General features: G+C 36.1%; 24 protein-coding genes and 2 rRNA genes. 23 read left to right on the top strand and 3 right to left on the bottom strand.

Annotated elements, in window-relative coordinates; genetic code table 11:
* The 6 genes from EK386_RS11845 to tsaD form a co-directional block, all read left to right on the top strand.
* Window positions 1-87: ribosomal RNA gene (locus EK386_RS11845) — 23S ribosomal RNA — on the top strand; the annotation flags it as partial.
* A gap of 62 nt (window positions 88-149) precedes the next feature.
* Window positions 150-265 (top strand): 5S ribosomal RNA (gene rrf, locus EK386_RS11840).
* A gap of 1,202 nt (window positions 266-1,467) precedes the next feature.
* The gene (gene tsaE / locus EK386_RS11835; RefSeq protein WP_126659378.1) at window positions 1,468-1,920 is read left to right on the top strand and encodes a tRNA (adenosine(37)-N6)-threonylcarbamoyltransferase complex ATPase subunit type 1 TsaE; all 453 of its coding nucleotides are present in this window, start codon (window positions 1,468-1,470) and stop codon (window positions 1,918-1,920) included.
* Entirely contained in the window at window positions 1,917-2,621 is a 705-nt protein-coding gene (gene tsaB, locus EK386_RS11830) for a tRNA (adenosine(37)-N6)-threonylcarbamoyltransferase complex dimerization subunit type 1 TsaB (protein ID WP_126659377.1), read from the top strand. The genes tsaE and tsaB overlap by 4 nt, the downstream gene beginning before the upstream one ends.
* A 1-nt stretch (window position 2,622) precedes the next feature.
* Window positions 2,623-3,066, top strand: coding sequence for a ribosomal protein S18-alanine N-acetyltransferase (gene rimI / locus EK386_RS11825; protein ID WP_126659376.1), 444 nt, complete (start codon window positions 2,623-2,625; stop codon window positions 3,064-3,066).
* Window positions 3,066-4,082 carry a tRNA (adenosine(37)-N6)-threonylcarbamoyltransferase complex transferase subunit TsaD gene (gene tsaD, locus EK386_RS11820; RefSeq protein WP_126659375.1) on the top strand — a complete coding sequence of 339 codons (1,017 nt, stop codon included), beginning with the start codon at window positions 3,066-3,068 and terminating at the stop codon, window positions 4,080-4,082. The genes rimI and tsaD overlap by 1 nt, the downstream gene beginning before the upstream one ends.
* Window positions 4,083-4,697: 615 nt before the next feature.
* On the opposite strand, the gene EK386_RS11815 is transcribed toward tsaD, so the two are convergent.
* Window positions 4,698-6,644 (bottom strand): ABC transporter ATP-binding protein, encoded by a 1,947-nt coding sequence (locus tag EK386_RS11815; protein WP_126659374.1) that lies wholly within the window; start codon window positions 6,642-6,644, stop codon window positions 4,698-4,700.
* A gap of 182 nt (window positions 6,645-6,826) precedes the next feature.
* Between EK386_RS11815 and EK386_RS11810 the strand changes: the two genes are divergently transcribed.
* From EK386_RS11810 to tatC, 3 genes are read left to right on the top strand one after another with little or no spacing between them, the layout of a single operon-like run.
* Window positions 6,827-7,459: a redox-sensing transcriptional repressor Rex gene (locus EK386_RS11810; protein WP_126659373.1), complete on the top strand. Its 633-nt coding sequence runs from the start codon at window positions 6,827-6,829 to the stop codon at window positions 7,457-7,459.
* A 50-nt stretch (window positions 7,460-7,509) separates the two neighbouring features.
* A complete protein-coding gene (locus tag EK386_RS11805; protein ID WP_126659372.1) occupies window positions 7,510-7,746 on the top strand; it encodes a twin-arginine translocase TatA/TatE family subunit in 237 nt (78 codons plus the stop codon).
* A 20-nt stretch (window positions 7,747-7,766) separates the two neighbouring features.
* A complete protein-coding gene (gene tatC, locus EK386_RS11800; protein WP_126659371.1) occupies window positions 7,767-8,594 on the top strand; it encodes a twin-arginine translocase subunit TatC in 828 nt (275 codons plus the stop codon).
* Window positions 8,595-8,757: 163 nt separating this feature from the next.
* Here the strand turns inward: tatC and EK386_RS11795 are convergent, their stop codons facing one another.
* A complete protein-coding gene (locus EK386_RS11795; protein ID WP_126659370.1) occupies window positions 8,758-9,666 on the bottom strand; it encodes a LysR family transcriptional regulator in 909 nt (302 codons plus the stop codon).
* 606 nt (window positions 9,667-10,272) lie between these two features.
* Here EK386_RS11795 and EK386_RS11790 point away from each other — a divergent pair.
* The 5 genes from EK386_RS11790 to EK386_RS11770 all read left to right on the top strand — a co-directional run bounded on the left by EK386_RS11790 (window position 10,273) and on the right by EK386_RS11770 (window position 15,192).
* Window positions 10,273-11,502 (top strand): ABC transporter substrate-binding protein, encoded by a 1,230-nt coding sequence (locus EK386_RS11790; protein ID WP_126659369.1) that lies wholly within the window; start codon window positions 10,273-10,275, stop codon window positions 11,500-11,502.
* A 225-nt stretch (window positions 11,503-11,727) separates the two neighbouring features.
* Window positions 11,728-12,609 (top strand): branched-chain amino acid ABC transporter permease, encoded by an 882-nt coding sequence (locus EK386_RS11785; protein WP_126659368.1) that lies wholly within the window; start codon window positions 11,728-11,730, stop codon window positions 12,607-12,609.
* 63 nt (window positions 12,610-12,672) lie between these two features.
* Window positions 12,673-13,674, top strand: coding sequence for a branched-chain amino acid ABC transporter permease (locus EK386_RS11780; protein ID WP_439331232.1), 1,002 nt, complete (start codon window positions 12,673-12,675; stop codon window positions 13,672-13,674).
* Entirely contained in the window at window positions 13,671-14,468 is a 798-nt protein-coding gene (locus EK386_RS11775; RefSeq protein ID WP_126659366.1) for an ABC transporter ATP-binding protein, read from the top strand. The genes EK386_RS11780 and EK386_RS11775 overlap by 4 nt, the downstream gene beginning before the upstream one ends.
* Complete coding sequence (locus EK386_RS11770; protein ID WP_126659365.1) at window positions 14,461-15,192, top strand: ABC transporter ATP-binding protein; 732 nt, start codon at window positions 14,461-14,463, stop codon at window positions 15,190-15,192. The genes EK386_RS11775 and EK386_RS11770 overlap by 8 nt, the downstream gene beginning before the upstream one ends.
* A 228-nt stretch (window positions 15,193-15,420) precedes the next feature.
* Here EK386_RS11770 and EK386_RS11765 read toward each other — a convergent pair whose 3' ends face one another.
* A complete protein-coding gene (locus tag EK386_RS11765; protein WP_126659364.1) occupies window positions 15,421-15,843 on the bottom strand; it encodes a PaaI family thioesterase in 423 nt (140 codons plus the stop codon).
* A gap of 427 nt (window positions 15,844-16,270) precedes the next feature.
* On the opposite strand from EK386_RS11765, the gene EK386_RS11760 reads away from it, so the two are divergent.
* The 9 genes from EK386_RS11760 to EK386_RS11720 all read left to right on the top strand — a co-directional run bounded on the left by EK386_RS11760 (window position 16,271) and on the right by EK386_RS11720 (window position 22,680).
* Window positions 16,271-17,608, top strand: a complete 1,338-nt coding sequence (locus EK386_RS11760; RefSeq protein WP_370512004.1) for a phenylacetate--CoA ligase family protein — start codon at window positions 16,271-16,273, stop codon at window positions 17,606-17,608.
* Window positions 17,605-18,615, top strand: a complete 1,011-nt coding sequence (locus EK386_RS11755; protein ID WP_126659363.1) for an NAD(P)/FAD-dependent oxidoreductase — start codon at window positions 17,605-17,607, stop codon at window positions 18,613-18,615. The genes EK386_RS11760 and EK386_RS11755 overlap by 4 nt, the downstream gene beginning before the upstream one ends.
* 28 nt (window positions 18,616-18,643) lie before the next feature.
* Entirely contained in the window at window positions 18,644-18,883 is a 240-nt protein-coding gene (locus tag EK386_RS11750) for a ferredoxin (RefSeq protein WP_126659362.1), read from the top strand.
* An 85-nt stretch (window positions 18,884-18,968) separates the two neighbouring features.
* Entirely contained in the window at window positions 18,969-19,919 is a 951-nt protein-coding gene (paaA, locus tag EK386_RS11745; RefSeq protein ID WP_126659361.1) for a 1,2-phenylacetyl-CoA epoxidase subunit PaaA, read from the top strand.
* 13 nt (window positions 19,920-19,932) lie between these two features.
* The gene (paaB, locus tag EK386_RS11740; protein WP_126659360.1) at window positions 19,933-20,280 is read left to right on the top strand and encodes a 1,2-phenylacetyl-CoA epoxidase subunit PaaB; all 348 of its coding nucleotides are present in this window, start codon (window positions 19,933-19,935) and stop codon (window positions 20,278-20,280) included.
* Window positions 20,277-21,065 carry a 1,2-phenylacetyl-CoA epoxidase subunit PaaC gene (paaC, locus tag EK386_RS11735; protein ID WP_126659359.1) on the top strand — a complete coding sequence of 263 codons (789 nt, stop codon included), beginning with the start codon at window positions 20,277-20,279 and terminating at the stop codon, window positions 21,063-21,065. Before paaB ends, paaC begins: the two co-directional genes overlap by 4 nt.
* Before the next feature lie 24 nt (window positions 21,066-21,089).
* Window positions 21,090-21,587: a 1,2-phenylacetyl-CoA epoxidase subunit PaaD gene (paaD, locus tag EK386_RS11730; RefSeq protein ID WP_126659358.1), complete on the top strand. Its 498-nt coding sequence runs from the start codon at window positions 21,090-21,092 to the stop codon at window positions 21,585-21,587.
* Window positions 21,588-21,604: 17 nt separating this feature from the next.
* Window positions 21,605-21,907: an EthD family reductase gene (locus EK386_RS11725; protein WP_126659357.1), complete on the top strand. Its 303-nt coding sequence runs from the start codon at window positions 21,605-21,607 to the stop codon at window positions 21,905-21,907.
* Complete coding sequence (locus EK386_RS11720) at window positions 21,907-22,680, top strand: enoyl-CoA hydratase/isomerase family protein (RefSeq protein WP_126659356.1); 774 nt, start codon at window positions 21,907-21,909, stop codon at window positions 22,678-22,680. Before EK386_RS11725 ends, EK386_RS11720 begins: the two co-directional genes overlap by 1 nt.

The following is a 22,680-nucleotide window of genomic DNA, read 5'->3' as shown; positions in this document are numbered from 1 at the left end:
TCAAAGACGATGAGGTAGATAGGTTCGAGGTGGAAGTGTGGTGACACATGGAGCTGACGAATACTAATCGATCGAGGACTTAACCAAATCTTGAATACGCAATCAATGTCTTTATCCAGTTTTGAGAGAACGAACTCTCAACTAAATAGTCTAGTGATGATGGCAAAGAGGTCACACCCGTTCCCATACCGAACACGGAAGTTAAGCTCTTTAGCGCCGATGGTAGTTGGGGGCTTCCCCCTGTGAGAGTAGGACGTTGCTAGGCACATTAAGAACGCGACTTAGATAGTCGTGTTCTTTTATTTTTTGTGCAGAAAATAAAAGAACTTTGAATAATTGGAACTGCTCAGTATTTGTCAACATCTTTTTCCAGTACCTTATGGAATTGATTTTTTAGAGAGTAGAGAAAAAATGGGATTTTAAAAGTGACAGTTAAATCTATGGTGAATACGCGCTTGCGTAGTCACGAACCTTTATTTTGACTACATTCCGGATTTCTCGTATAAGGATTCGATCAGAAGCTTCCTATTCATAAATATCGAATGAAGGACAAAAGCACAGGAAAAGTCGATTGAAGTGGTCTTCATAAGCTCGATGAAGGACAAAACCTCGAGAAAAATTAGTTGAAGTGGTCTTCATAAGCATGATGAAAGACAAAACTCGATGAAAAATTGGTCGAAGTGGGTTTCATAGCCCCAATGAAGGACAAAATTGATGGAAAAATCACTTCAAGTGGCTTTCATAACTATTTCATAATCTCCCCTTCTACTCCTATAATTATTTTTGTTAAGAACTAAACGCTACCGCATCTTCTTAAACATACAGTAACATAACCCAAAATGCTTCATTTTGAATTAGTGACGCTTATTTATAAGGCTTGTAAACTCACAATAGATGGAATTAATGTAAGTTGGAAGAAACACCGCGGATCGCCTGAAACGGAAAGCAGCTATACCTTATATAACAGTCGATTTTAAAAAATGTGTTTTATGAAATTGATTCAATTAAATAAAAATATTCATATAGAGTAAAGTCACATGTATGAGATATTACATAAATATAGTAATAGTAATGTCTTTTCTAGAGGTGGTTTGATGAAATTTCGTCGACAACGCTATCGTAGAAATTTATTGGTTATTCTCTTTATTGTCGTAGCAGCAATTATTGTTTTATTTTCTCAATGACCTTGACCTGGGACTCGAAAGAATGGGGAAATTGTATTTCTGAGGATGGTTTTGATTGGGTAGATGAATTACGTATGATTCAAGCTAGTGAAATGATTTATCTATTTGAATAGCAATAAAAGCACAACATGTACTAATGCCACTCCTATAATTACAGGTGGTCCTAGTTAAGGTAACTATGTTGTGCTTTTTATTGTTCGGAATAGGTAATACATTTTGAACATTTCTCATTGTTTAGGTAAACTAAAATTATGTGAAGTGAACAGTGAGAGGAACAGTGAGTATGGAATATGAAATTGACATTATGTCCTTAGAAGATACACAACGATTGGCGCTAGAATTAGCGAATCTCCTTAATGAACAAAATACAATTACTCTTGAAGGTGATCTTGGGGCTGGAAAAACAACTTTTACTCAAGCGCTAGCAAAAGGTCTTGGCATAACAAGAACAGTAAATAGTCCAACTTTTACAATTATGAAGCAATATGAAGGCAGACTTCCATTTAATCATTTGGATGTTTATCGACTAGCAGATAGTGATGAAGATCTTGGTTGGGATGAAATTTTTTATGGGAATGCAGTAACGGTTGTAGAGTGGGCACATTTAATAGAAGAATATTTACCAGATGAACGACTAGCGATTGAAATATATCGAGTAGATGATACGAAAAGGAAATTTATTTTAAAACCAATTGGGAAGCAGTATGAACGATTGTGTGAGGAGTTAGTGAAATGATTTGGTTAGGAATTGAAACATCCAATGCACCTCTGTCGGTTGCCGTTGTCAAAGATGGACAAGTGCTTGCTGAAATAGTGCAAAATATAAAGCAAACGCATTCGGTAACGGTTATGCCAACGATTGAGGAGCTTTTAAAGAAAGTCAATATTCGATCTGAAGAGATTGATGCAATTGCTGTAGCAGAAGGACCTGGGTCGTATACGGGTCTTCGTATCGGAGTAACAATTGCTAAAACCCTAGCGTGGACATTAAAAATACCAGTTGTGGGTGTATCTAGCTTAAAGGTACTTGCAGCGAATGGCCAACTATTTAATGGAATCATTTGTCCGTTATTTGATGCACGTAGACAAAATGTTTATGCAGCAGCATATAAGGGGCTACAATTAGAGAAGATCATCGAAGAACATCATGGCTCCATCGATGAATTATTACTTCGGTTAGATCAAACGAAAGAACCTATTCTGTTCGTTGGACTGGATGTTGAAAACTTTAAAGACAAAATTATTGAACAGTTAGGGGATCGAGCTTACTTTGCAAATAGTTCGCATCATTTACCTAGAGCTTCAAAATTAATCGCTTTAGCGGAAGATCAACCAATGCCAACTATTGAAGATGTGCATACTTTTGTTCCAAAATATCATCGTATTGCGCAAGCAGAAGCTGAATGGATAAAGGAACAAAAGAAAGGAAATCAATAGAATGGTGTATTATCGTAAAATGACAGCAGGTGATGTAGATGCTGTACATAAAATTGAAGTAGCGTCTTTTCCAACACCTTGGACACTCGATTCTTTTCATTACGAGATGAGGGAAAATCAGCATGCCCATTATCTTGTTGCGCAAACAGATGAGGGAAGCCTTATTGGATTTTGTGGGATGTGGATTGTTTTGGACTCTGCGCAAATAACAAATGTTGCAGTTGTTGAGTCTGCGAGAGGACAAGGAATTGGCGAAGGATTGATGAGAGAAGCAATGATGCTTGCAAAGGCTCATGAAGTAGAGGTTATGAGTTTAGAAGTACGTGTATCAAATATTGTTGCACAAAACCTTTATCGTAAGCTCGGATTTAATGATGGTGGCATACGTAAAGGATATTATACAGATAATCAAGAGGATGCTCTTGTAATGTGGGTGAACTTATAATGAAGGATATATATATATTAGCAATCGAAACAAGTTGTGACGAAACTGCTGCTGCCATTATTCGCAACGGTTCAGAGATTGTGTCAAACGTAGTAGCGTCGCAAATCGAAAGTCAAAAGCGATTTGGTGGTGTGGTTCCAGAAATTGCTTCACGTCATCATGTTGAACAAATTACACTTGTTATTGAAGAAGCTTTAAAAATAGCGAACATGCAACCTAATGATTTAACAGCAGTTGCAGTTACTGAAGGACCAGGATTGGTAGGTGCTCTATTAATAGGCATTAATGCAGCGAAAGCCTTTGCTTTTGTACACAATTTACCGATTATTGGTGTCCATCATATTGCTGGTCATATTTATGCCAATGCTCTTGTTCAGCCGATGGAGTTTCCGCTACTTGCTCTTGTGGTATCAGGAGGACATACAGAATTAGTGTTAATGAAAGAGCATGGGAGTTTTGAAGTAATTGGGGAAACAAGAGATGATGCAGCTGGAGAGGCCTATGACAAAGTAGCACGCGTATTAAACATGCCTTATCCGGGTGGTCCACATATTGATCGGTTAGCTCATGAAGCAAAAGAAGCTGTAGAATTTCCTAGAGCTTGGTTAGAGGATTCCTATGACTTTAGTTTTAGCGGGTTAAAATCAGCAGTTATAAATTATAAACATAATATGGATCAACGTGGAGAAGAAATAATACCGGAACAAGTAGCGAAAGGGTTTCAAGATAGTGTTGTTGAAGTGTTAACGACAAAAACAGTAAGGGCAGCACGTGAATATAACGTAAAACAAGTTATTGCGGCAGGTGGAGTCTCTGCCAATAAAGGGTTACGAACAAGCCTAGAACAAGCCTTTAATCGTGAAGGAATCTCGTTTATTGTACCACCATTAAAACTGTGTACAGATAATGCAGCAATGATTGGAGCGGCTGCTACATATATGTATGAGGCTGGAGTGCGAGGAAATTTAGCGATGAATGGCGTACCAGGGAAAGAATTAATAAATTGGATTAAGTAAAGATTTAGGGGGTTCAGTCGTGTACTGAACCTCTTTTTTATAGCAGAATTAGTAGGGCATTTTCGGAACTTTCTTACTGAAAAACTAACATACTTATTCAACCTCATTTTTGTCGAAAAAATGCTAGGTTATTAACAATCCTTTTTTTGTACAATTTTTCTGAAAACTTATCCACAGGTCAACTATATTTTTTGTAAATTGTCAAGACGAACATTCGTACTTATGCACAATTTGGGGATAAGTTGTTGATAACCTGTGGTAAAACTATATATAGTGTTACTATTTTAACATTTGAATGTGGATAATTTTACTTTTTGATGTGGATAATGTGGAAAAGTGTGTTGATATGTTGGTATACCTTGATTTTTAGTGTGAATAAAATTGTGGAGCTTTTTTATTGAAATTTGTCTATTGACCAAGATATATGTAAAATATCCACGAATAATAAAAAAGGAGACATCCGAAAATTGATTTTCGAACGTCTCCTATGCGACGGAGATAGTGACAATTTATTGTTACTACCGTAAGAGCACAGATTTTTAGCGAAATTATATCATTAGAAGCATAGCTGTTCAGAAAGTAATACTTTCTGGACAGCCTTTTAAGTTCCCTGTTCTAAGAAAGAATATCCTCAAGTTCTTCATTTAATTCAAGCCATTCCATTTCTAATTCATCATGGTTTGTTTTGACCGTGTCTAATTCCTTTTGGAGCTCCATGACTTTTTCATGGTCGCGGAAAATATTCGGATCACATAATTGTTCTTCAATAATCGTAATTCGCTCTGATAAAACGGACATATTCTTTTCTAATTCTTCAATTGTACGTCGAATTTGTCTTTCCCGCTTTTTCGCATCTTTATCTATTTGAGAAGTAGATGGCTTTGAAGTAGTAGGTGCTTGTTCACTTTTTTGTGCAGCTGCAGCTTTCATTTCTGCTAATTCTTGAAGCTCTTGTTTTTTCTCTACGTAATAATCATAGTCACCTAAATATTCAAAGGAACCCGTACCAGATAGTTCGACAACTTTTGTGGCAATTCGATTAATAAAGTAGCGATCATGGGAAACGAATAATAAAGTTCCTGGATAATCAATTAAGGCATTTTCTAACACTTCTTTACTATCTAAATCAAGATGGTTCGTTGGCTCGTCAAGAACAAGTAAATTTGCTTTTTGCATCATTAATTTGGCTAATGCCAGACGAGCTTTTTCTCCCCCAGATAATGAGTTAACAGGTTTCGAAACATCATCACCGCTGAAAAGAAAGCGACCTAAAACGGTACGGATATCTTTTTCATTCATCAATGGCCATTCATCCCATAATTCTTGTAGGACGGATTTATTCCCTGTTAATTTTGCTTGCTCCTGGTCATAGTAACCGATTTGAACGTTGGTACCATAACGAATGTCTCCCTGGATAGTAGGCAGGTCCTTTACAATCGTTTTTAACAAAGTAGATTTACCTACACCATTTGGGCCAACTAAAGCAATGCGGTCTTCACGGAACAGGCGCATAGATATATTTGTCGAAATTGTTCTTCCTTCGTAGCCAATTGTGAGATTGTCCACGGAAAGAACATCATTACCACTTTGACGATTAATGGTAAAACCAAAGTTTGCTGATTGTTCATCGCCATCTGGAGCGTCCATCCATTGTGTTCGTTCTAGAACTTTACGTCGGCTTTGGGCCATTTTCGTAGTAGAGGCTCTAGCAATATTTTTTTGAATAAAAGCTTCTAATTTTGCCTTTTCATCTTGTTCTCGTTCATACAGTTTTAAATCACGTTCATAATTTTTCGCCTTTTCATCTAAATAGGCACTATAATTCCCAACATATTTTGATACATGGGTACGAGAAACTTCATACACAATGGAAACGACTTGATCAAGAAAATAACGATCATGGGAAACGATTAAAATCGCTCCATCATAGCCTTTTAAATAATTTTCAAGCCAACTTAGTGTTTCAATATCAAGATGGTTTGTCGGTTCATCTAAAATGAGCAGGTCTGGTTTACTTAAGAGAAGCTTTGCAAGTGCTAAGCGAGTCCGCTGACCACCAGAAAGGGAAGCGATCGGTTTATGATAGTCGGCTGGATAAAATTGCATTCCATGAAGAACAGAACGTGTATCCGCTTCGTATTGATATCCACCTGCATCTTTAAAGTCATGTTGTAGCTGGTCATATTCAGCCATTACTCGACTATAAAGATCGGTATTTTCATAAACAGAAGGATCGGCCATTTTTTGTTCCAGTTCGCGCAGTGTTTTTTCTTGATTACGCAACGGTTCAAATATTGTCATTATTTCGTCCCAGATGGTTAAGGAAGATTCTAAACCCGCATGTTGTTCTAAATAGCCTAATTTTACATCTTTCGGAATAATGATCTCGCCTGAGTCATAAGACATTTGACCTGCGATAATTTTAAGTAGGGTGGATTTTCCGGCTCCATTCCGGCCAACTAAGGCAACACGATCTCGATGTTGAACCTCTAATTTAACACCACTTAGTATTTCATCTGTCACAAAAGATTTATATAATTGATTTACTTGTAAGACAATCATTTTTTACACCTCAGTTTCGCTATAATAAGTGTAATAGAAGGGGAAAATGTACGCAATGAGGAGACTTTACTTATTTCAACATGTTTAGTAATATGAAGACGATTTCCAAAAAAAGTTTTATCATAAGTAATAAAGATAAAATGACCAATTCGTTATCGGGCAATTTGATAGGGGGACATTAAGTGAAAAACGAATTGAAAATACCACAGGCAACAACAAAGAGACTACCATTGTACTATCGTTTTTTGCAAAACTTTGCAAATGAGGGGAAAAGGAGAATTTCTTCACAAGAATTAAGTGAAGCAATTAAAATAGATTCAGCAACAATCCGACGAGACTTTTCTTATTTTGGAGCACTTGGTAAAAAGGGATATGGATATGATGTTTTATACTTACTAGAATTCTTTAGACAAACACTTGACCAAGATGAAGGAGCAAATGTAGCTCTAATTGGTGTGGGGAACCTAGGGAACGCTTTTTTGAAATATAATTTTCAGAAGACTCACAATACTAGAATTGTTGTAGCCTTTGACTCAAAAGCACCTCAAGAGGGAATGGTTATTAATGATATTCCTGTTTATCACCCTGATCGACTTGAAGAAATGTATCATGAGTATAACGCGGAACTTGCCATTTTAACTGTTTCCACTCGCTCTGCTCAAATGATGACAGATCGTCTTGCTGCAATTAATGCAAAAGGAATTTTAAATTTTACGCCAGTACGTCTAAATGTACCGGATTCTATGAAGTTAATGAACATCGATTTATCTGTTGAACTAGAAGCCTTGATCTATTTAATAAGAAATAGGGACTGACGAAAAGTGTTCACATTATCTATTAGCAAATTACGACAAGATGCGTTAAAATGTACATAATAGAGGAGGTGGCTATCGTGGTTGTGCATTTAAATGCAATTGGACCAGTGAGCCTAGTTATTATTGGGATAGTAGCATTATTAATCTTCGGACCAAAAAAATTACCGGAGCTTGGAAAGGCGTTTGGCTCAACACTTCGGGAGTTTAAAAAGGGTACTAAAGGGTTAATTGATGACGATGATGATGACAAAAAGAAAGTTATTGAGCATAAAGACGAAAACAAGTAAGTTAGGGATGTCTCATTAATATGAATCCAAGAGAACTCACTGTTATAGAGCATATAGAAGAATTACGAAAGCGGCTATTTATTTGCGCTGCATTTTTTGTGGTTGCGTTAATAGGAAGCTTTTATGTAGCGGAGCCAATCATTAAGTATATCCAACATAGTGGAGAAGCTGAGAAAATTACATTAAATGCTTTTAATGTAGGGGACCCGCTTACGGTTTATTTAGAAGTAACGTTTGTCGTTGCATTAGTAATTACGTCGCCAATTCTTCTTTATCAGTTGTGGGCATTTATTACACCTGGTTTACATGAAACAGAACGTAAAGCAACGTTAAAATATATCCCTTATTCATTTCTTTTGTTTATCGGTGGACTAGCATTCGGCTACTTCATTTTATTTCCGAATGTGATGAATTTCATGATGAAGCTGTCAAATGATCTTGAAATCGAACAAACGATAGGAATTAATGAATATTTTTCATTTTTATTTAAGTTAGTTGTTCCATTTGGCGTCATTTTTCAGTTGCCAGTTGTCATGTTATTCTTAGCACGATTAGGGATTTTAAATCCACAGCTAATGGTAAAATTCCGAAAGTACTCATATTTTGTTTTGTTTGTATTAGCGGTGTTCTTAGCACCTCCAGACTTGATTTCAAACTTACTGATTGCAATTCCTTTATTTATTTTGTATGAAGTTAGTATCGTTATTGCGCGGATTGGATATAAAAAGTACGAAGCGGCTGAGAGTTTGCGAATGCAAGAGGAAAAAGAAGCGGCACAAACATTACAAGTTGAACAGGTCTTGGCTGAACAACGTCGACAAATTGAAGAAATGAGTAAGCATAATTAAAATTACAAAGAACGTTTATTTTAGCATGTATGTAGATGGGTTCATCTTCATATGTGCTTTTTATTTTGTATGAAAAAGGGGCTGTCCAAAGTGTGAGATTTAGAACGTATATGAGTAGAGAGCCCCGAAAAGAAGACGTTTAATCTATCAATAATTATTACATCTATAAAGAAACAAACATTTTATCTATTTCAATAGCATTACTTTCATTAAACAGGTGGATAAAGTTACGGACCGTTTTGGATAAATATCGATCTTTTTTCCAAATGATTGTAGCTTTTGATTGAATATTACAATCAGCAAACTCGAGTATTTTAATGCCATTTATACTAAATTTATTTAGGCTTGTACGGGGTAAAATCGTAACACCTAAACCTTCTCTAACAAGTGACACGATCATTGCTAAATCAATACAATCACAAATAATATTGGGTAGAAAACCGTGACGCCTAAACTCATCATTAATAATTTTAAATGTATTACAATTACGATGGCGATAAAAAGACAGGAAAGGGGTATCTTTTAAACTTTTAAATGCAACAGGACTTTCTAATGGCCATTTTTCAGGTGTTATGAGAACATACTGCTCTGGTAATAAAGACATAAAATCAAAACGTTCGTCTTCAATTGGATGTTGGATGATCGCGACATCAATTTCTTTTTTATCTAACTTTTCCGTTAATGTGAAGGTATCACCCTCGTTTATTTTAAAACACAAATCTGGAAATTGCCTTCTCATTGATATAATTTTTTCAACAATATAAGACTGACAGGTTTGATCAACACCAATTGAAAGTAATCCTTTTACGCCTTTACCTACTTCTTTTACCTCCGACATGGTTTCCTCAAAAGTAGAAAGTAAAGATTTACTTTTTTCATAGAGAATACGTCCAGATTCCGTAAGCGACAAATTACGTCCATTGCGATCAAATAGTTTACAACCGAGCTCGGATTCAATGAGTTTGAGTTGATAACTAAGTGGAGGTTGTGCCATATGGAGCCTTTTTGCAGCCTTTGTAATTTGACCCTCTTCCACAATTGTAACGAAGTACTTTAGTTGTCTTAAGTCCATCCATTTTCCTCCTAATCTATATAATTTAATTACAGAATTCTGAATTTTCCATATTTATTATGTATAATAACACAACTTTTGTCATTTTAGAATATAACATTTTTTTGTTAGTAGTTTTTTTTCTGTAATTTATATGTGATATTCTCTACATCTACATAAAAATAGTATTTGAAATTTAATAAATGCTTGAAATTTAAAGGGTTTTGACTTTGATTGTTAAGTGGAAATTGCGAATTTATGTTTTGTAATCAAATTGAATGTAACTAAATTTTATGTACCGATAATAATACCTTATACTTTTTTTGTATATATTACGTGTGAAAACAAATTTTTAAAGTATTTAAAAAATTAAGAGAATCGTGTTAATCTTCTAAATAAGCTAGCGTTATTAGAATATTATCTACATTTTTATAGATTATTTCTTAGAAATGTACGATATTTGTAATTTGACGCTAACTGTTACATAGTGATTATCAATATAAAAGTATAAAGGGTGCTTATTGGTAGTACTAAGTAACAACTTATAATTAAGTAGATAATTTTTCTGGAAAAAGGGGCCGGTAAAATTGTTTACACAAAAAATTAGAGAAATAAGGGGTGTTTTTAGTGAAGAAGGTATTATTTACTCTATTCTTACTGATGACAATGCTATTTTTAGCTGCATGTAGCTCATCGGAACCAGAAACTACAAAAGAAACAACAACAGAACCTTCCTCAGATGATTCAGCAAAATCAGAACCAAGTGGTGGAGGCGAGCCAATCAAAATGGTTGGGATCTTCTCTTCATCTGGTGGAGCTGCTGCATTAGGGGAGCCAGAATTAGAAACATTTAAAATGTTAGTAGAAGCAAAGAATGCTGAAGGCGGCATTAATGGGAAACAAATAGAATTTATCACATATGACGATAAATCAGATCAAAACCAAGCGATTTTATCTATGAAAAAGGCGCTTACGCAAGATGAAGCAACAATCGTAATTGGTGGAACAATTAGTGGGAATGCTCTTGCTATGTTACCACTTGCAGAGCAATACGAAACACCATACATTGCGCTTGCAGCAAGTAAACAAGTTTATGTTGACGAAAATGGCAAAGCACGTAAATGGGTATTCAAAATGCCACAAGATGATCAGTTAGCAGTTGAACGTATTCTACAATATTTAAAAGATAAAAACTTAACGAAAGTGGCATGGTTAAACGTAGCAAACTCATATGGTACAGGTGGACATGATGAGTTCAAAAAATATGCAGCAGAATATGGTGTAGAAGCAGTAATAGAAGATGAGTTTGAAGCAACTGTAAAAGATGCTAAACCTCTACTTACTCGTGTGAAAAAGGAAAACCCTGATGCAATCATTGTATGGGGAACAGTTCAAGAATCAGCAGTAGTGGTTAAAAACATTCGTGAATTAGCTCTTGAAATGCCAATCTTAGCAAGTCATGGAATTGCAACAAAGCAATTTATTGAAGTAGCTGGAGATGCAGCGAATGATGTTATTTTACCTACTGGAAAATTATTAATTGCAGATAGTTTAGAAGATTCAAATCCACAAAAAGCAGTGTTATTAGATTACATCAAACAATATACAGAAAAGTATAACAAGCCAGCAAGTACGTTTGGTTCTTACGCAGCAGATGGTTTCAACATTGCAGTAAAAGCAATTGAAGAAAAGGGAACTGACCGTGCAGCTATTCGTGACTACATTGAAAATGAGTTAGGTGAGTATGTCGGTATTACAGGCGTATTTAATATCACTCCTGACAATCATATGGGTCTATCTTCAGATAGCTTTGAAATGGTACGCATTCAAGCAGGTGAATGGGTTCTTGAAAAATAATATGTAATGACTTAATGAGCATTGAAGTTTTATCCAATGCTCATTATTTTTCAATAAATAAAAGTATAAATTTTCAAGTTAGAACAGTGTCTAGCTGCGAACGCCAGCTCCTCGACAACTTCGAAAACCCCTACGAGGGCCAAAAGCTCCCTCTTGTGGTTTGCTCCAGTTGTTGTCGGAGCTAAGCGGGCGTTCTCCGCTTTTCTTAAGAGGGAGGATCCTAGTATGGAATTATTATCACAAATGTTACAACTACTGTTTTCTGGGCTAACACTTGGGGCAATTTATGCACTCATAGCAGTTGGATTTGTTGTAATTTATAACGTTACCGGAATATTAAATTTTGCCCAGGGCGAGTTTGCGATGTTAGGAGCACTCATCAGCATATCATTTGTGAATATGAATGTGCCTTTATGGTTAGCCGTTATTCTTAGTATTATTATTGTTGCTGCTATCGGAGGGATTTTTGAGAGAACAGCCATTCATACTGCTCGAAAATCGTCTGTCACAACATTAATCATTATTACAATTGGGGTGTCAATTGCCCTGCGTGGTTTAGCGATACTTATTTGGGGTACACAAGTACAAACATTACCTTCGTTTACTGACAATACACCAATTAATATTCTCGATGCAGTCTTATTGCCACAAAACATTTGGGCTGTTGGTATTTCAATTGTCATCTTAATTATTATGATGTACTTCTTTAACTTCACATTTGTCGGTAAATCACTAACGGCTTGTGTTGTAAATCCATTTGCAGCACGTTTAATGGGTATTAATCCTGAGAAGATGTCATTACTAGCGGTTATTGTAAGTGCGGGTATCGGAGCATTAGCTGGATCAGTTATTGCACCTATTTCAGGGGCTACTTATGATATGGGGATGATGCTTGGTATCAAAGCCTTCGTAGCAGCTGTCATCGGTGGATTAACAAACGCACCAGCAGCAATTGCAGGAGCATTTTTAATTGGAATTATTGAAGCATTTACAGAAGGTCTATGGTCTTCAGGGTTAAAGGATGTTGTAACGTTTTCAATGTTGTTGCTAATTTTGTTTATTAAACCAGAAGGGCTTTTCGCAAAAGCTTCAGGAAAACGTGTATAGGGGGATACAGTAATGAACAGTAAAAGCTTGAACAAGATTTATAATAATAGCCTTTTGGGTCCCATGATCTTCTTTGCTGTGTTGTTGTGTATTCCTTTAGTTACTTCATCGAATTATGTATTCTCTATTTTAACAATGGTTGGGTTTTATGCACTTGTATGTATTGGGCTTACAACGTTAACTGGATATGCAGGACAAATTTCTTTAGGGCATGCAGCATTTTATGGTATTGGGGCGTATTCTTCAGCAGTATTAACAGGCACATATGGTTTGAATCCATGGTTAGCAATTATTATAGGTGCAGTCATTTCAGCAATTGTAGCTTTAATCGTCGGAATACCAACATTTAAGCTAAAGGGTTACTATTTAGCGCTTGCTACTCTTGGATTTGGTATCATTGTCTTTACCTTATTTAAAGAGTTAAGTTCAATAACTGGAGGCTCAAATGGTTTCTTTGGAATTCCATCTATTAGTCTCTTTGGATTTGAATTCATAACAGATATCAGTTACTTTTATTTAATTTGGATAGTTGTATTTTTGGCTATTTTGTTTATGCGTAATATTATCCATTCGCGTATTGGGCGAGGTTTAAGGTCTATTGAAGGTAGTGAAATTGCTGCTGATGCAGTAGGTGTAAATTTAATGAGTTATAAACTACAAATGTTTGTATTAAGTGCTATTTTTGCTTCGGTAGCAGGATCATTCCTTGCACATTATGTTTCGTTTATTAACCCAGATCTATTTGTCGCAAATACCTCTATTTTCTTTTTAATAATGGTCATTATAGGTGGTAAAGGAAATATATGGGGTTCCATTGTAGGAGCTGCTATCTATGTATTATTAGATGAGCTTCTAAAGCATTATGTACCCTTACTTTTACCAAATGTCGGTGGGGAGTTCGAGATTGTATTCTTTGGAATATTGTTAGTATTAATGCTAATCTATATGCCTAATGGATTAGTACCTCAATTTGAAAAAATAGTGTCTAAATTTAAGAGAAAACCATCTGCCAATAGTACCCTTCAATCAATTTCAGCAAATGCAACGGGAGGAGACAACAAATGAACGACAAAAGACCGATTTTAAGTGTTGAAAATTTAACAAAAGTTTTTGGTGGTGTTGTTGCCGTTGATAATGTCTCTTTTGCTGTAGATGAAGGTGAGATTTTTGCCGTAATTGGTCCAAATGGTGCTGGGAAATCGACACTTTTTAATATGATTACAGGTGTATTGCCGAGTTCTTCGGGTAATGTTTATTTTCAGGAAAAGCGCTTAACTCGGAAAAAGCCATATCAAATTGCTCAACTGGGTATTACACGTACTTTTCAAAATCTAGAAGTTTTTGATAATATGACGGTCATTGAAAATGTTATGACGGGTGCGCATATTACGATGAAGACAAATATATTAACTGCAGGTTTACGTTTGCCTAATGTAAAAAAAGAAGAGATTAGAATAATGGAAAGATCAATGGAAGCATTAGAAGCGGTAGGGATTAGTCACCTAGCGTATGAACTGGCAGACCGATTACCTTATGGAAGTCAACGTCTGTTAGAGATTGCTCGTGCTGCAATTTCTAATCCTAAATTAATTTTATTAGATGAACCAATGGCAGGTCTAAATTCAGAAGAATCAAGGCAACTTGTTGAAGTGATTTTAAAAATGAGAGAACAGGGAATGACATTTTTATTCGTTGAACACGACATGGAAACGGTTATGTCCATTTCCGATCGAATTGTCGTAATTGATAATGGGGTTAAAATTGGTGAAGGAACGCCAGAAGAAATCTATCAAAATCCTCAAGTTGTAGCTGCTTACTTAGGGGATGAAGAGGAAGAAGGTGTTGAAGCTTATGCTTAAAGTTTCGAACTTGCACATCCATCATGGTTATTTACATGTGATAAAAGGTATTAACTTTGAATTAGCACAAGGAGAACTGTTAGCCATCGTAGGCTCAAATGGTGCTGGAAAAAGTACATTGCTGGGCACTTTAGCAGGTGTTTACAGAGCGAGTGATGGTTCAATTGAATACAAGGATAAAGTGATTACAAAGCAGGGCGTTCAAAAAATGGTATCGACCGGTATTTGTTTAGTACCAGAGCGGCGCCAAATTTTCTCTTCCCTTACTGTAAAAGATAATCTAATGCTAGGAGCTTACCATCGATATCGTCGCGACCATAAAACTGTCCATCATGATTATGAAGAAGTATTAGAACTATTTCCGCGTTTAAAGTCGATGTTAAATCGCCCAGGTGGATTATTATCTGGTGGAGAGCAGCAAATGTTGGCAATTGGTAGGGGATTAATGGCAAACCCTAAAGTACTAATGCTAGATGAACCTTCCTTAGGATTAGCACCTTTAATTGTAAAGGATATTATGCAGATATTAAGAAAACTTTGCGATGAACGTGGTGCAACGATTATTTTAGTAGAACAAAATGTAAAGGCTGCTTTAAAGGTAGCGGATCGTGGTTGTGTATTAGCTCATGGTCAAATCGTTATTTCTGGAACAGCAAAAGAATTATTAAATGATCCGAAAGTACAAGAAGCATACTTTGGTAAGATGGAAGTGGCTTCTGTATAAAAAGAGAGCTAAATGAAAAAGACCTAAACACTAAATGTAAAAATTGTGTTTAGGTCTATTTTTTTATTGGCTAAATAAAAGAAGAAGCTACTCTCAAAGTGAGTGAGTAACTCGCTTTGAGAGTAGCCCCCATAAGCTATAAGTTTAACTTTACTAGTAAGTGATGTAATAGTATACGTTGCTCATACCCCTTGTGTATTTCAAATTATCTAGTAGATATCTATTTAACTATTCTTTAACGAAAAATTCGCTTTTTACGTATACCATTGCCTCCATAGTTGCGATTAATTCATCTTCACTATAGACCTTCATTGAATACCAAGCTAATTTTCGAGTACGTCTAACTTCTTGTGCCTCAGCGCGCAAAAGTTTGTTTGCAAAACCAGCAGCAAGGTAGTTAATGTTGTTATTTACACCGACTGCAATTTGTCCGTATGAATTACTAGCCGCTGCGAAAACGAAATCTGCAAGCGAAAAAATAACTCCCCCATGTACCGTGCCATGGGAATTTAACATATTCTCGGTGGGCATCACTTCAGCCGTTGCGCAACCATCTTCAGCTGATAATAGTTTAAAACCTAAAAAGTTCGCATAAGGCTCTTCTTGAAGTGTTTTAAAAATTTGCTCTTTACGTGTACTTACGTTTGTCATGTAACTCCCCCTTTGATAAACGATGTAATAATAATTGAACGACAGTAGATGAATTTGAAATACATTATTAACTGTACCATTGAACTTAGAACGTTTGCAAAGGGAAAAAGTATTTTAGGGAGAATAATAATACTTAATGTAGAAATAAAGTGCTGTATAGCAAAAATGTACTGATTACATACAATAATTGTATTATTACTTAGAGTGAATTTCAGGTATAATATTGTCCCTTTTTTAAAAATTCTAATAATAAATAGAAACATAACTATTTAGAGAATATATTTATATTTTGCGAGAATTATTGTCTAATTTTATTGACAATTCTATGAAAATATTTTATTCTTTGGTAACAGAACGGATTAATAACGCTCCGTTTCCAAAGTGTTATATAAGGGGTAAATTTTTGTTTAAAATCAAAGGGGGGGCAATGATGTATTCACCTGAAATCGAAACATTGTCTAGGGAGAAACTGCAAGAGATTCAAAATGCACGTCTTGTAGAGACAGTTGAAAGGGTTTACAATAATGTGCCATTTTACAAACAAAAGTTTGAGGAATTAAAAATTTCGCCATCTGATATTAAATCAATTGATGATGTCCGGAAATTGCCTTTTACTGTGAAAAAGGATTTACGAGATCAATACCCATTCGGTTTATTTGCTGTTCCAAAGAAGGATGTTATTCGAATTCATGGTTCATCAGGTACGAGTGGAAAACCAACAATTGTAGGCTACACTAGGAAAGATATTGAGAACTGGTCTGACCTTATAGCACGTGCGATTGTGACAGCTGGGGGATCTTCAGAAGATATTTTTCATAACGCGTATGGTTATGGACTATTTACTGGAGGAATAGGGTTCCACCATGGTGTAGAACGATTAGGTGCAGCAGTTGTACCAATTTCTGGTGGTAATACAGATCGACAAGTCACTTTAATTAAAGATTTCAAACCTCGTGGCATTGGCGGTACACCATCATATATTTTAAATATCGCTGAAAAGTTAGAAGAAGAAGGAGTAGCGCCTGAAGATAATGGTATTGAGTACGGCATTTTTGGGGCAGAACCATGGTCAGAGGAAATGCGTAAAACCATTGAAAAGAAGTTAGGGATTAAAGCAATGGATGTTTACGGCTTAAGTGAAGTAATGGGTCCTGGTGTAGCGATTGAATGTTATGAAGCTCAAGATGGTTTACATCTTGCAGAGGATCATTTCTTAATTGAACTTATTAATCCAGATACGCTAGAGCCAGTAGCAGATGGTGAGGATGGAGAATTAGTTATTACATGCTTAACAAAAGAAGCATTACCATTACTTCGTTACCGAACTGGTGATATTACGTCAATTACAAAAGAAACATGTAAATGTGGACGTACAACCGCAAGAATGGCTCGAGTAAAGGGACGTACGGATGACATGATTATTATTCGTGGTGTAAACGTTTTCCCATCTGAAATTGAAAGGGAATTACTAAAAGTTGATGAATTTGCACCGCATTATCAAATACATTTATGGAAAAAAGGGAATATGGATGCCCTTGAAGTGAAAGTAGAGTTGACTTCGAACTTCCATCAACAGATAGCAGGTGACTTAAATCATGATGCGATTCGAAAATTAAAAAAACAAATACAGCATGATTTAAAAAATGCATGTTTAGTGTCTGTGGAAGTGACGATTCAACCACCTTTAAGCATCCCAAGATCAGAAGGTAAAGCGATACGTGTAGTCGATCATCGAAATGAGCTGCTTGAGGAGGCGGTAAGATGACAAATCTGCCAATAATAGATGTAACAATTATTGGTGGTGGACCAGTAGGGATGTTTTCAGCATTTTACGGTGGAATGCGTAAAATGAGCGTTAAGATTATTGAAAGCTTACCGCAATTGGGTGGACAGTTGTCTGCCCTCTATCCTGAAAAATATATTTATGATATTGCTGGTTTCCCGGAGGTAAAAGCACAACAGTTAATAGATAACTTAGAAAAACAAATGAAGGTTTTTCCAGTTGAAGTGTGTTTAGAAGAAAGCGTTGAAAAAATTGAAAAAAATGCTGATGGTATCTTTGTCATCACAACGAATAAAAAAACGCATTATTCCAAAACAATCCTAATTACAGCTGGAAATGGTGCTTTTAATCCACGTCCATTAGGTATTGAACGTGAAGACGATTTCAAAAATGCAAATTTACATTACTTTGTGAATGATTTAGAAAAATTCAGAGGTAAAAATGTAATGGTATTTGGCGGAGGAGATTCAGCAGTAGATTGGGCATTAATGCTTGAACCGGTAGCAAGTAAAGTAATGCTTGTACACCGTCGAGATAAATTTCGTGCGCATGAGCATAGTGTGGAAAAATTAATGGCATCTTCCGTTGAAGTGCTAACACCATACAACCCGCATATGCTAATAGGTACTGAAAAAATCGATCAAGTAATATTAAAACATGCGAAAGATGAATCTCAAACTCTCTTAAAAGATGTGGATGAGGTTATTGTCAACTACGGTTTTGTATCTACGTTAGGTCCGATTAAAAATTGGGGATTACAAATTGAAAAAAATTCAATTGTAGTTAACTCACGTATGGAGACGAATATTGAAGGCATTTATGCAGCAGGTGACATTTGTACTTATGAAGGCAAAATAAAACTAATCGCCAGTGGATTTGGTGAAGCACCAGTAGCCATTAGCAATGCAAAAGTTTATGTTGATCCATCCTCGAAAGTCCAGCCATTACACAGCACGAGCATCATGGAAAACAAAAAACAGTTAGTGTAAATGAAATTATTAAGGAGTGAATTGAACGATGGCAAAATTCACAAGGATTAACCAAGAAACGTGTATCGCATGTGGTGCATGTGGAGCTTCTGCACCAGAAATCTTTGATTACAACGCAGAGGGAATTGCTTTTGTTTTGTTAGATGATAACCAAGGAATAGAAGAAGTACCTGAAGATTTATACGATGATTTAGAAGATGCAGTTGATGGTTGTCCTACAGATTCAATAAAAGTTTCTACACAACCAATTGAGTTACAAGAAATCTAGTAATCTAGTATGCTCATTTTTTTTACACATTAATATAACTGAATATAAGTGTTTATCATTAAAAATGTTATATAGGAGGGTATAAATGATGACAACGCATTTGTTAGAAAATGATTTACAAGCTCAGTTTGAAGCACGTATTGCTGCAGGTGACAAGATTGAAGCAGATGATTGGATGCCGGAAGAATACCGCTTAGCATTAATCAAGTTAATTTCAATGCATGGTATTAGTGAAATTATGGGGGCTTTACCTGAAAAAGAATGGGTACCAAAAGCGCCAACTTTATATCGCAAATTAGGAATTATGGCAAAAGTACAAGATGAAATGGGTCATGGTCAGTTATTGTTACGTGTTGCAGAGGACTTGATTAAGCCACTAGGGAAAAACCGAGAAGATTTAATGCAAGACTTATTTGCTGGACGATTAAAGTTCCATAATGTTTTCCATATGGCCACAGAGTCATGGGGAGATGCTGGTTTAATCGGTTGGTTAGTAGATGGTGCAGCGATTATTACACAGACAAATATGTTAAATGCTTCGTACGCTCCATATACGCGTGCCCTACAACGCATTTGTGCCGAAGAAGTATTCCACGCACAACACGGAGAAGCAATCATTTTAGCATTGGCAGAAGGAACACAAGCACAAAAAGACATGGTGCAAGATGCATTAAATCGTTGGTGGGAAGCGCTTCTATTCTTCTTTGGACCACCATCAAGTGATACAACAGGTTCTAGTAAACAAGATGTAACAATTAAATACAAAATCAGAATCAATACAAATGAAGAATTACGCCAAGGTTTCTTATCAAAATATATTCCACGTATACAATCAATTGGCTTAAAAATACCAGACCCAACTTTACGCTTTGATGAAGAAAGTCAAAAGTGGATCTATCAACAACCAAACTGGGAGAATTTCAAAAAAATCCAACGTAATGAAGGTCCAAAATCACAAGAACGTTTAACACTTCGTCGTACTTCTTATGATAACACTGCTTGGGTACGAGAAGCATTAAGTTCACAAAGAGGATAAGGGGGATATAACAATGGGCAACGAATCATTTTATCAAGAATTTGAAGTGTTTAGCCGCCGTACGAAAACATCCGCATTCCAGCATCAATTTAGTTTATTAGCGCCAAATGAAGATATCGCTATTTTAATGGCACAGGAGAACTTCATGAGACGTGAGCCAGTTGCGGATATTTGGGTTGTTAAACGTGATCATATTCGTGGGTTAAATCAAGAAGAACGCCAAATTGTAGAACGTCTAGATAATAAAGATTACCGTTTAACTAAAGGTTATGGTTACTTAAGAAAAAAATGGCGTGAATATGAGCAAGGCATGTTTGATGAAAAAGAAATTTTATCTTGGGCTGGGGGTCAGAAAAAATGACGGGGAACATCGAAAATCCAGTAGTTGAATTACTATTCCAATTAGCAGATGATGATTATCTATTTTCATACCGTGGTTCAGAATGGTTAGGTCTAGCACCACATATCGAAGAAGATGTTGCATTTTCTTCTATAACACAAGATACAATGGGTCACGCAACGATGTTCTATCGTTTACTTGAAGGGTTAGGAGTTGGAGTAGCCGATTCACTTGCCCATATTCGACCAGCATCGGAACGTAAAAATAGTATTTTAGTAGAACGTCCAAATGGTGAAGGTTATTACATGGATAACCCACAATATGATTGGGCATATGCAGTGGCACGTAACTATATTTATACGACTGCTAAAAAGATAAAAATTGATTCGTTAAAATCTAGCTCAGATGAAACATTAAGAGATGCAGCAGTAAAAGTAAGTATGGAAATTTACTACCATTTACTACACTGGAAAACTTGGTTTGTGCAATTATTTAATGCAACAGAAGATGCGCGGAAACGTATGACAACTGCATTAGAGAAAGTGCTTGCAGATTGTGGCGACCTATTCTCTTATGGTGAAGCAGCAACTGCTATTACAAATGCAGGATTAATTGAATCCGAAGAAGTTCTAGTAAATCGTTGGATTGAATATGTTAAACCAGTGTTTGAAACAATTAAAGTTGAAGTTCCGACTTTCGGAAAACCTCAACAAAATGGTCGAAATCAAGAACATACGAAAGAATTGCAACAAGCTATCGATACGATGTCAGAAGTTTATGCAACAGACTTAGCAGCATCCTGGTAAAAGAGAAAAAATGGAGGGGTAGATATGGCAGCAGTAGATATTATGATAGATCAAATCTATAAAGTGCTCGATACGGTTAAAGATCCTGAAATCGATACGGTGAGTGTACTTGATTTAGGGATGGTAGAGCATGTGGATATAGATGGTCAGCAAGTAGTGATAAAGATGCTTCCAACATTTTCAGGTTGTCCCGCGCTGAATATTATTAAAGGGAATATCGAACGTGCGATCAAAACTGTTGAAAATGTAGATTCTGTCGAGGTTCAATTTATCTTCAACCCTCCTTGGACTTCCGACAGAATTACGGAAAAAGGAAAAGCAGGGTTAAAGTTATTTGGTATTGCACCACCACCTAAATACTTAGAAGAAGATGGTTCATGGCATGTTGAATGTGCCTACTGTGGATCTGATTATGTAACAATGGATAATATTTTTGGTCCTACAGCTTGTCGCAGTATTTTGTATTGTAAAAGCTGTAAAAATCCATTTGAAGCGATGAAACCTATTTCAACAATAATGTAAAAAGGGGCGTATTTTTAATGGCGAAATTAATAGCACTTTATAAACATCCAGAAGATAAAGAAGCATTCGATCAACATTACTTTGAGGTTCATGCACCAATTACAGAAAAAATTCCTGGGTTGCGTGAAATGCGTGTAACTAAGTTTTCTACAACGCCAATGGGAACAGATTCACCTTATTATTTAATGTGCGAAATGATTTACGACAGCATGGATGATTTAAAGAACGGAATGCGCTCGGCAGAAGGGAAAGCATCAGGTAAAGACTTAATGAGTTTTGCAGGTAATTTAGTAACGTTAATGATCGGTGAAGATGCTTAATGGATTTTGAATTCATTATTACATCTAAGCAAGAAGCAATAGGTATTGTGGAGTTAAATCGTCCAAAACAATACAATGCACTAAATCGTAAAATGGTACGTGAAATTGTTGAAGCATTTGAACAATTTGAACGGGATGAAGAAGTACGTGTCATTGTTCTACAAGGGCGTGGAAATGCTTTTTCAGCTGGTGCAGATATTGATGAAATGGCCTTTGATGATACGATTAAGCTCGAACTGTTAAACCAATTTGCTGATTGGGATAAAATCGCGTTAATGAAAAAGCCGATTATCGGAGCAGTTCAAGGCTACGTATTTGGTGGTGGCTTTGAACTTGCTCTAAGTTGTGACATGCTAATTGCTGCAGAAGGAACAGAATTTTGTTTCCCTGAAGTAAATCTTGGGGTAATGCCAGGAGCAGGGGGGACACAACGACTAACGAAACTTGTCGGTCGCACAAAGGCTCTTGAATGGATTTGGACAGCAAATCGAATTACGGCTAATGCTGCACTTCAACATGGTGTCATCAATCAAATCGTCCAAAAAGAGATCTTAATAGAAGAAACGATGAAAATAGCAACTCAAATTAGTAATCAACCGCCTCTTGCCATTCGATTAATTAAAGAGTCGGTAAATAAAGCAGTTGATTATTCTTTATATGAAGGTATGCAATTTGAACGAAAAAACTTTTACGTACTGTTCTCTTCAGAAGATCAAAAAGAAGGAATGCAGGCTTTTGTAGAAAAGCGTAAACCTCAGTTTAAGGGGCGATAA

The organism is Lysinibacillus antri, assembly GCF_003977595.1.
In the GTDB taxonomy this organism is placed as follows: domain Bacteria; phylum Bacillota; class Bacilli; order Bacillales_A; family Planococcaceae; genus Ureibacillus; species Ureibacillus antri.
This window is presented reverse-complemented; position numbering and strand designations above follow the sequence as displayed.

Coding starts and splice junctions, on each gene's coding strand:
- tatC (WP_126659371.1), top strand. CDS start 7,767: ATGAATCCAAGAGAACTCACTGTTATAGAGCATATAGAAGAATTACGA.
- paaC (WP_126659359.1), top strand. CDS start 20,277: ATGACGGGGAACATCGAAAATCCAGTAGTTGAATTACTATTCCAATTA.
- EK386_RS11795 (WP_126659370.1), bottom strand. CDS start 9,666: ATGGACTTAAGACAACTAAAGTACTTCGTTACAATTGTGGAAGAGGGT.
- EK386_RS11760 (WP_370512004.1), top strand. CDS start 16,271: ATGATGTATTCACCTGAAATCGAAACATTGTCTAGGGAGAAACTGCAA.
- EK386_RS11815 (WP_126659374.1), bottom strand. CDS start 6,644: ATGATTGTCTTACAAGTAAATCAATTATATAAATCTTTTGTGACAGAT.
- paaD (WP_126659358.1), top strand. CDS start 21,090: ATGGCAGCAGTAGATATTATGATAGATCAAATCTATAAAGTGCTCGAT.
- paaA (WP_126659361.1), top strand. CDS start 18,969: ATGATGACAACGCATTTGTTAGAAAATGATTTACAAGCTCAGTTTGAA.
- tsaD (WP_126659375.1), top strand. CDS start 3,066: ATGAAGGATATATATATATTAGCAATCGAAACAAGTTGTGACGAAACT.
- EK386_RS11785 (WP_126659368.1), top strand. CDS start 11,728: ATGGAATTATTATCACAAATGTTACAACTACTGTTTTCTGGGCTAACA.
- paaB (WP_126659360.1), top strand. CDS start 19,933: ATGGGCAACGAATCATTTTATCAAGAATTTGAAGTGTTTAGCCGCCGT.
- EK386_RS11780 (WP_439331232.1), top strand. CDS start 12,673: ATGATCTTCTTTGCTGTGTTGTTGTGTATTCCTTTAGTTACTTCATCG.
- EK386_RS11770 (WP_126659365.1), top strand. CDS start 14,461: ATGCTTAAAGTTTCGAACTTGCACATCCATCATGGTTATTTACATGTG.
- EK386_RS11805 (WP_126659372.1), top strand. CDS start 7,510: ATGTACATAATAGAGGAGGTGGCTATCGTGGTTGTGCATTTAAATGCA.
- EK386_RS11720 (WP_126659356.1), top strand. CDS start 21,907: ATGGATTTTGAATTCATTATTACATCTAAGCAAGAAGCAATAGGTATT.
- EK386_RS11750 (WP_126659362.1), top strand. CDS start 18,644: ATGGCAAAATTCACAAGGATTAACCAAGAAACGTGTATCGCATGTGGT.
- EK386_RS11725 (WP_126659357.1), top strand. CDS start 21,605: ATGGCGAAATTAATAGCACTTTATAAACATCCAGAAGATAAAGAAGCA.
- tsaB (WP_126659377.1), top strand. CDS start 1,917: ATGATTTGGTTAGGAATTGAAACATCCAATGCACCTCTGTCGGTTGCC.
- EK386_RS11755 (WP_126659363.1), top strand. CDS start 17,605: ATGACAAATCTGCCAATAATAGATGTAACAATTATTGGTGGTGGACCA.
- rimI (WP_126659376.1), top strand. CDS start 2,623: ATGGTGTATTATCGTAAAATGACAGCAGGTGATGTAGATGCTGTACAT.
- EK386_RS11765 (WP_126659364.1), bottom strand. CDS start 15,843: ATGACAAACGTAAGTACACGTAAAGAGCAAATTTTTAAAACACTTCAA.
- EK386_RS11775 (WP_126659366.1), top strand. CDS start 13,671: ATGAACGACAAAAGACCGATTTTAAGTGTTGAAAATTTAACAAAAGTT.
- tsaE (WP_126659378.1), top strand. CDS start 1,468: ATGGAATATGAAATTGACATTATGTCCTTAGAAGATACACAACGATTG.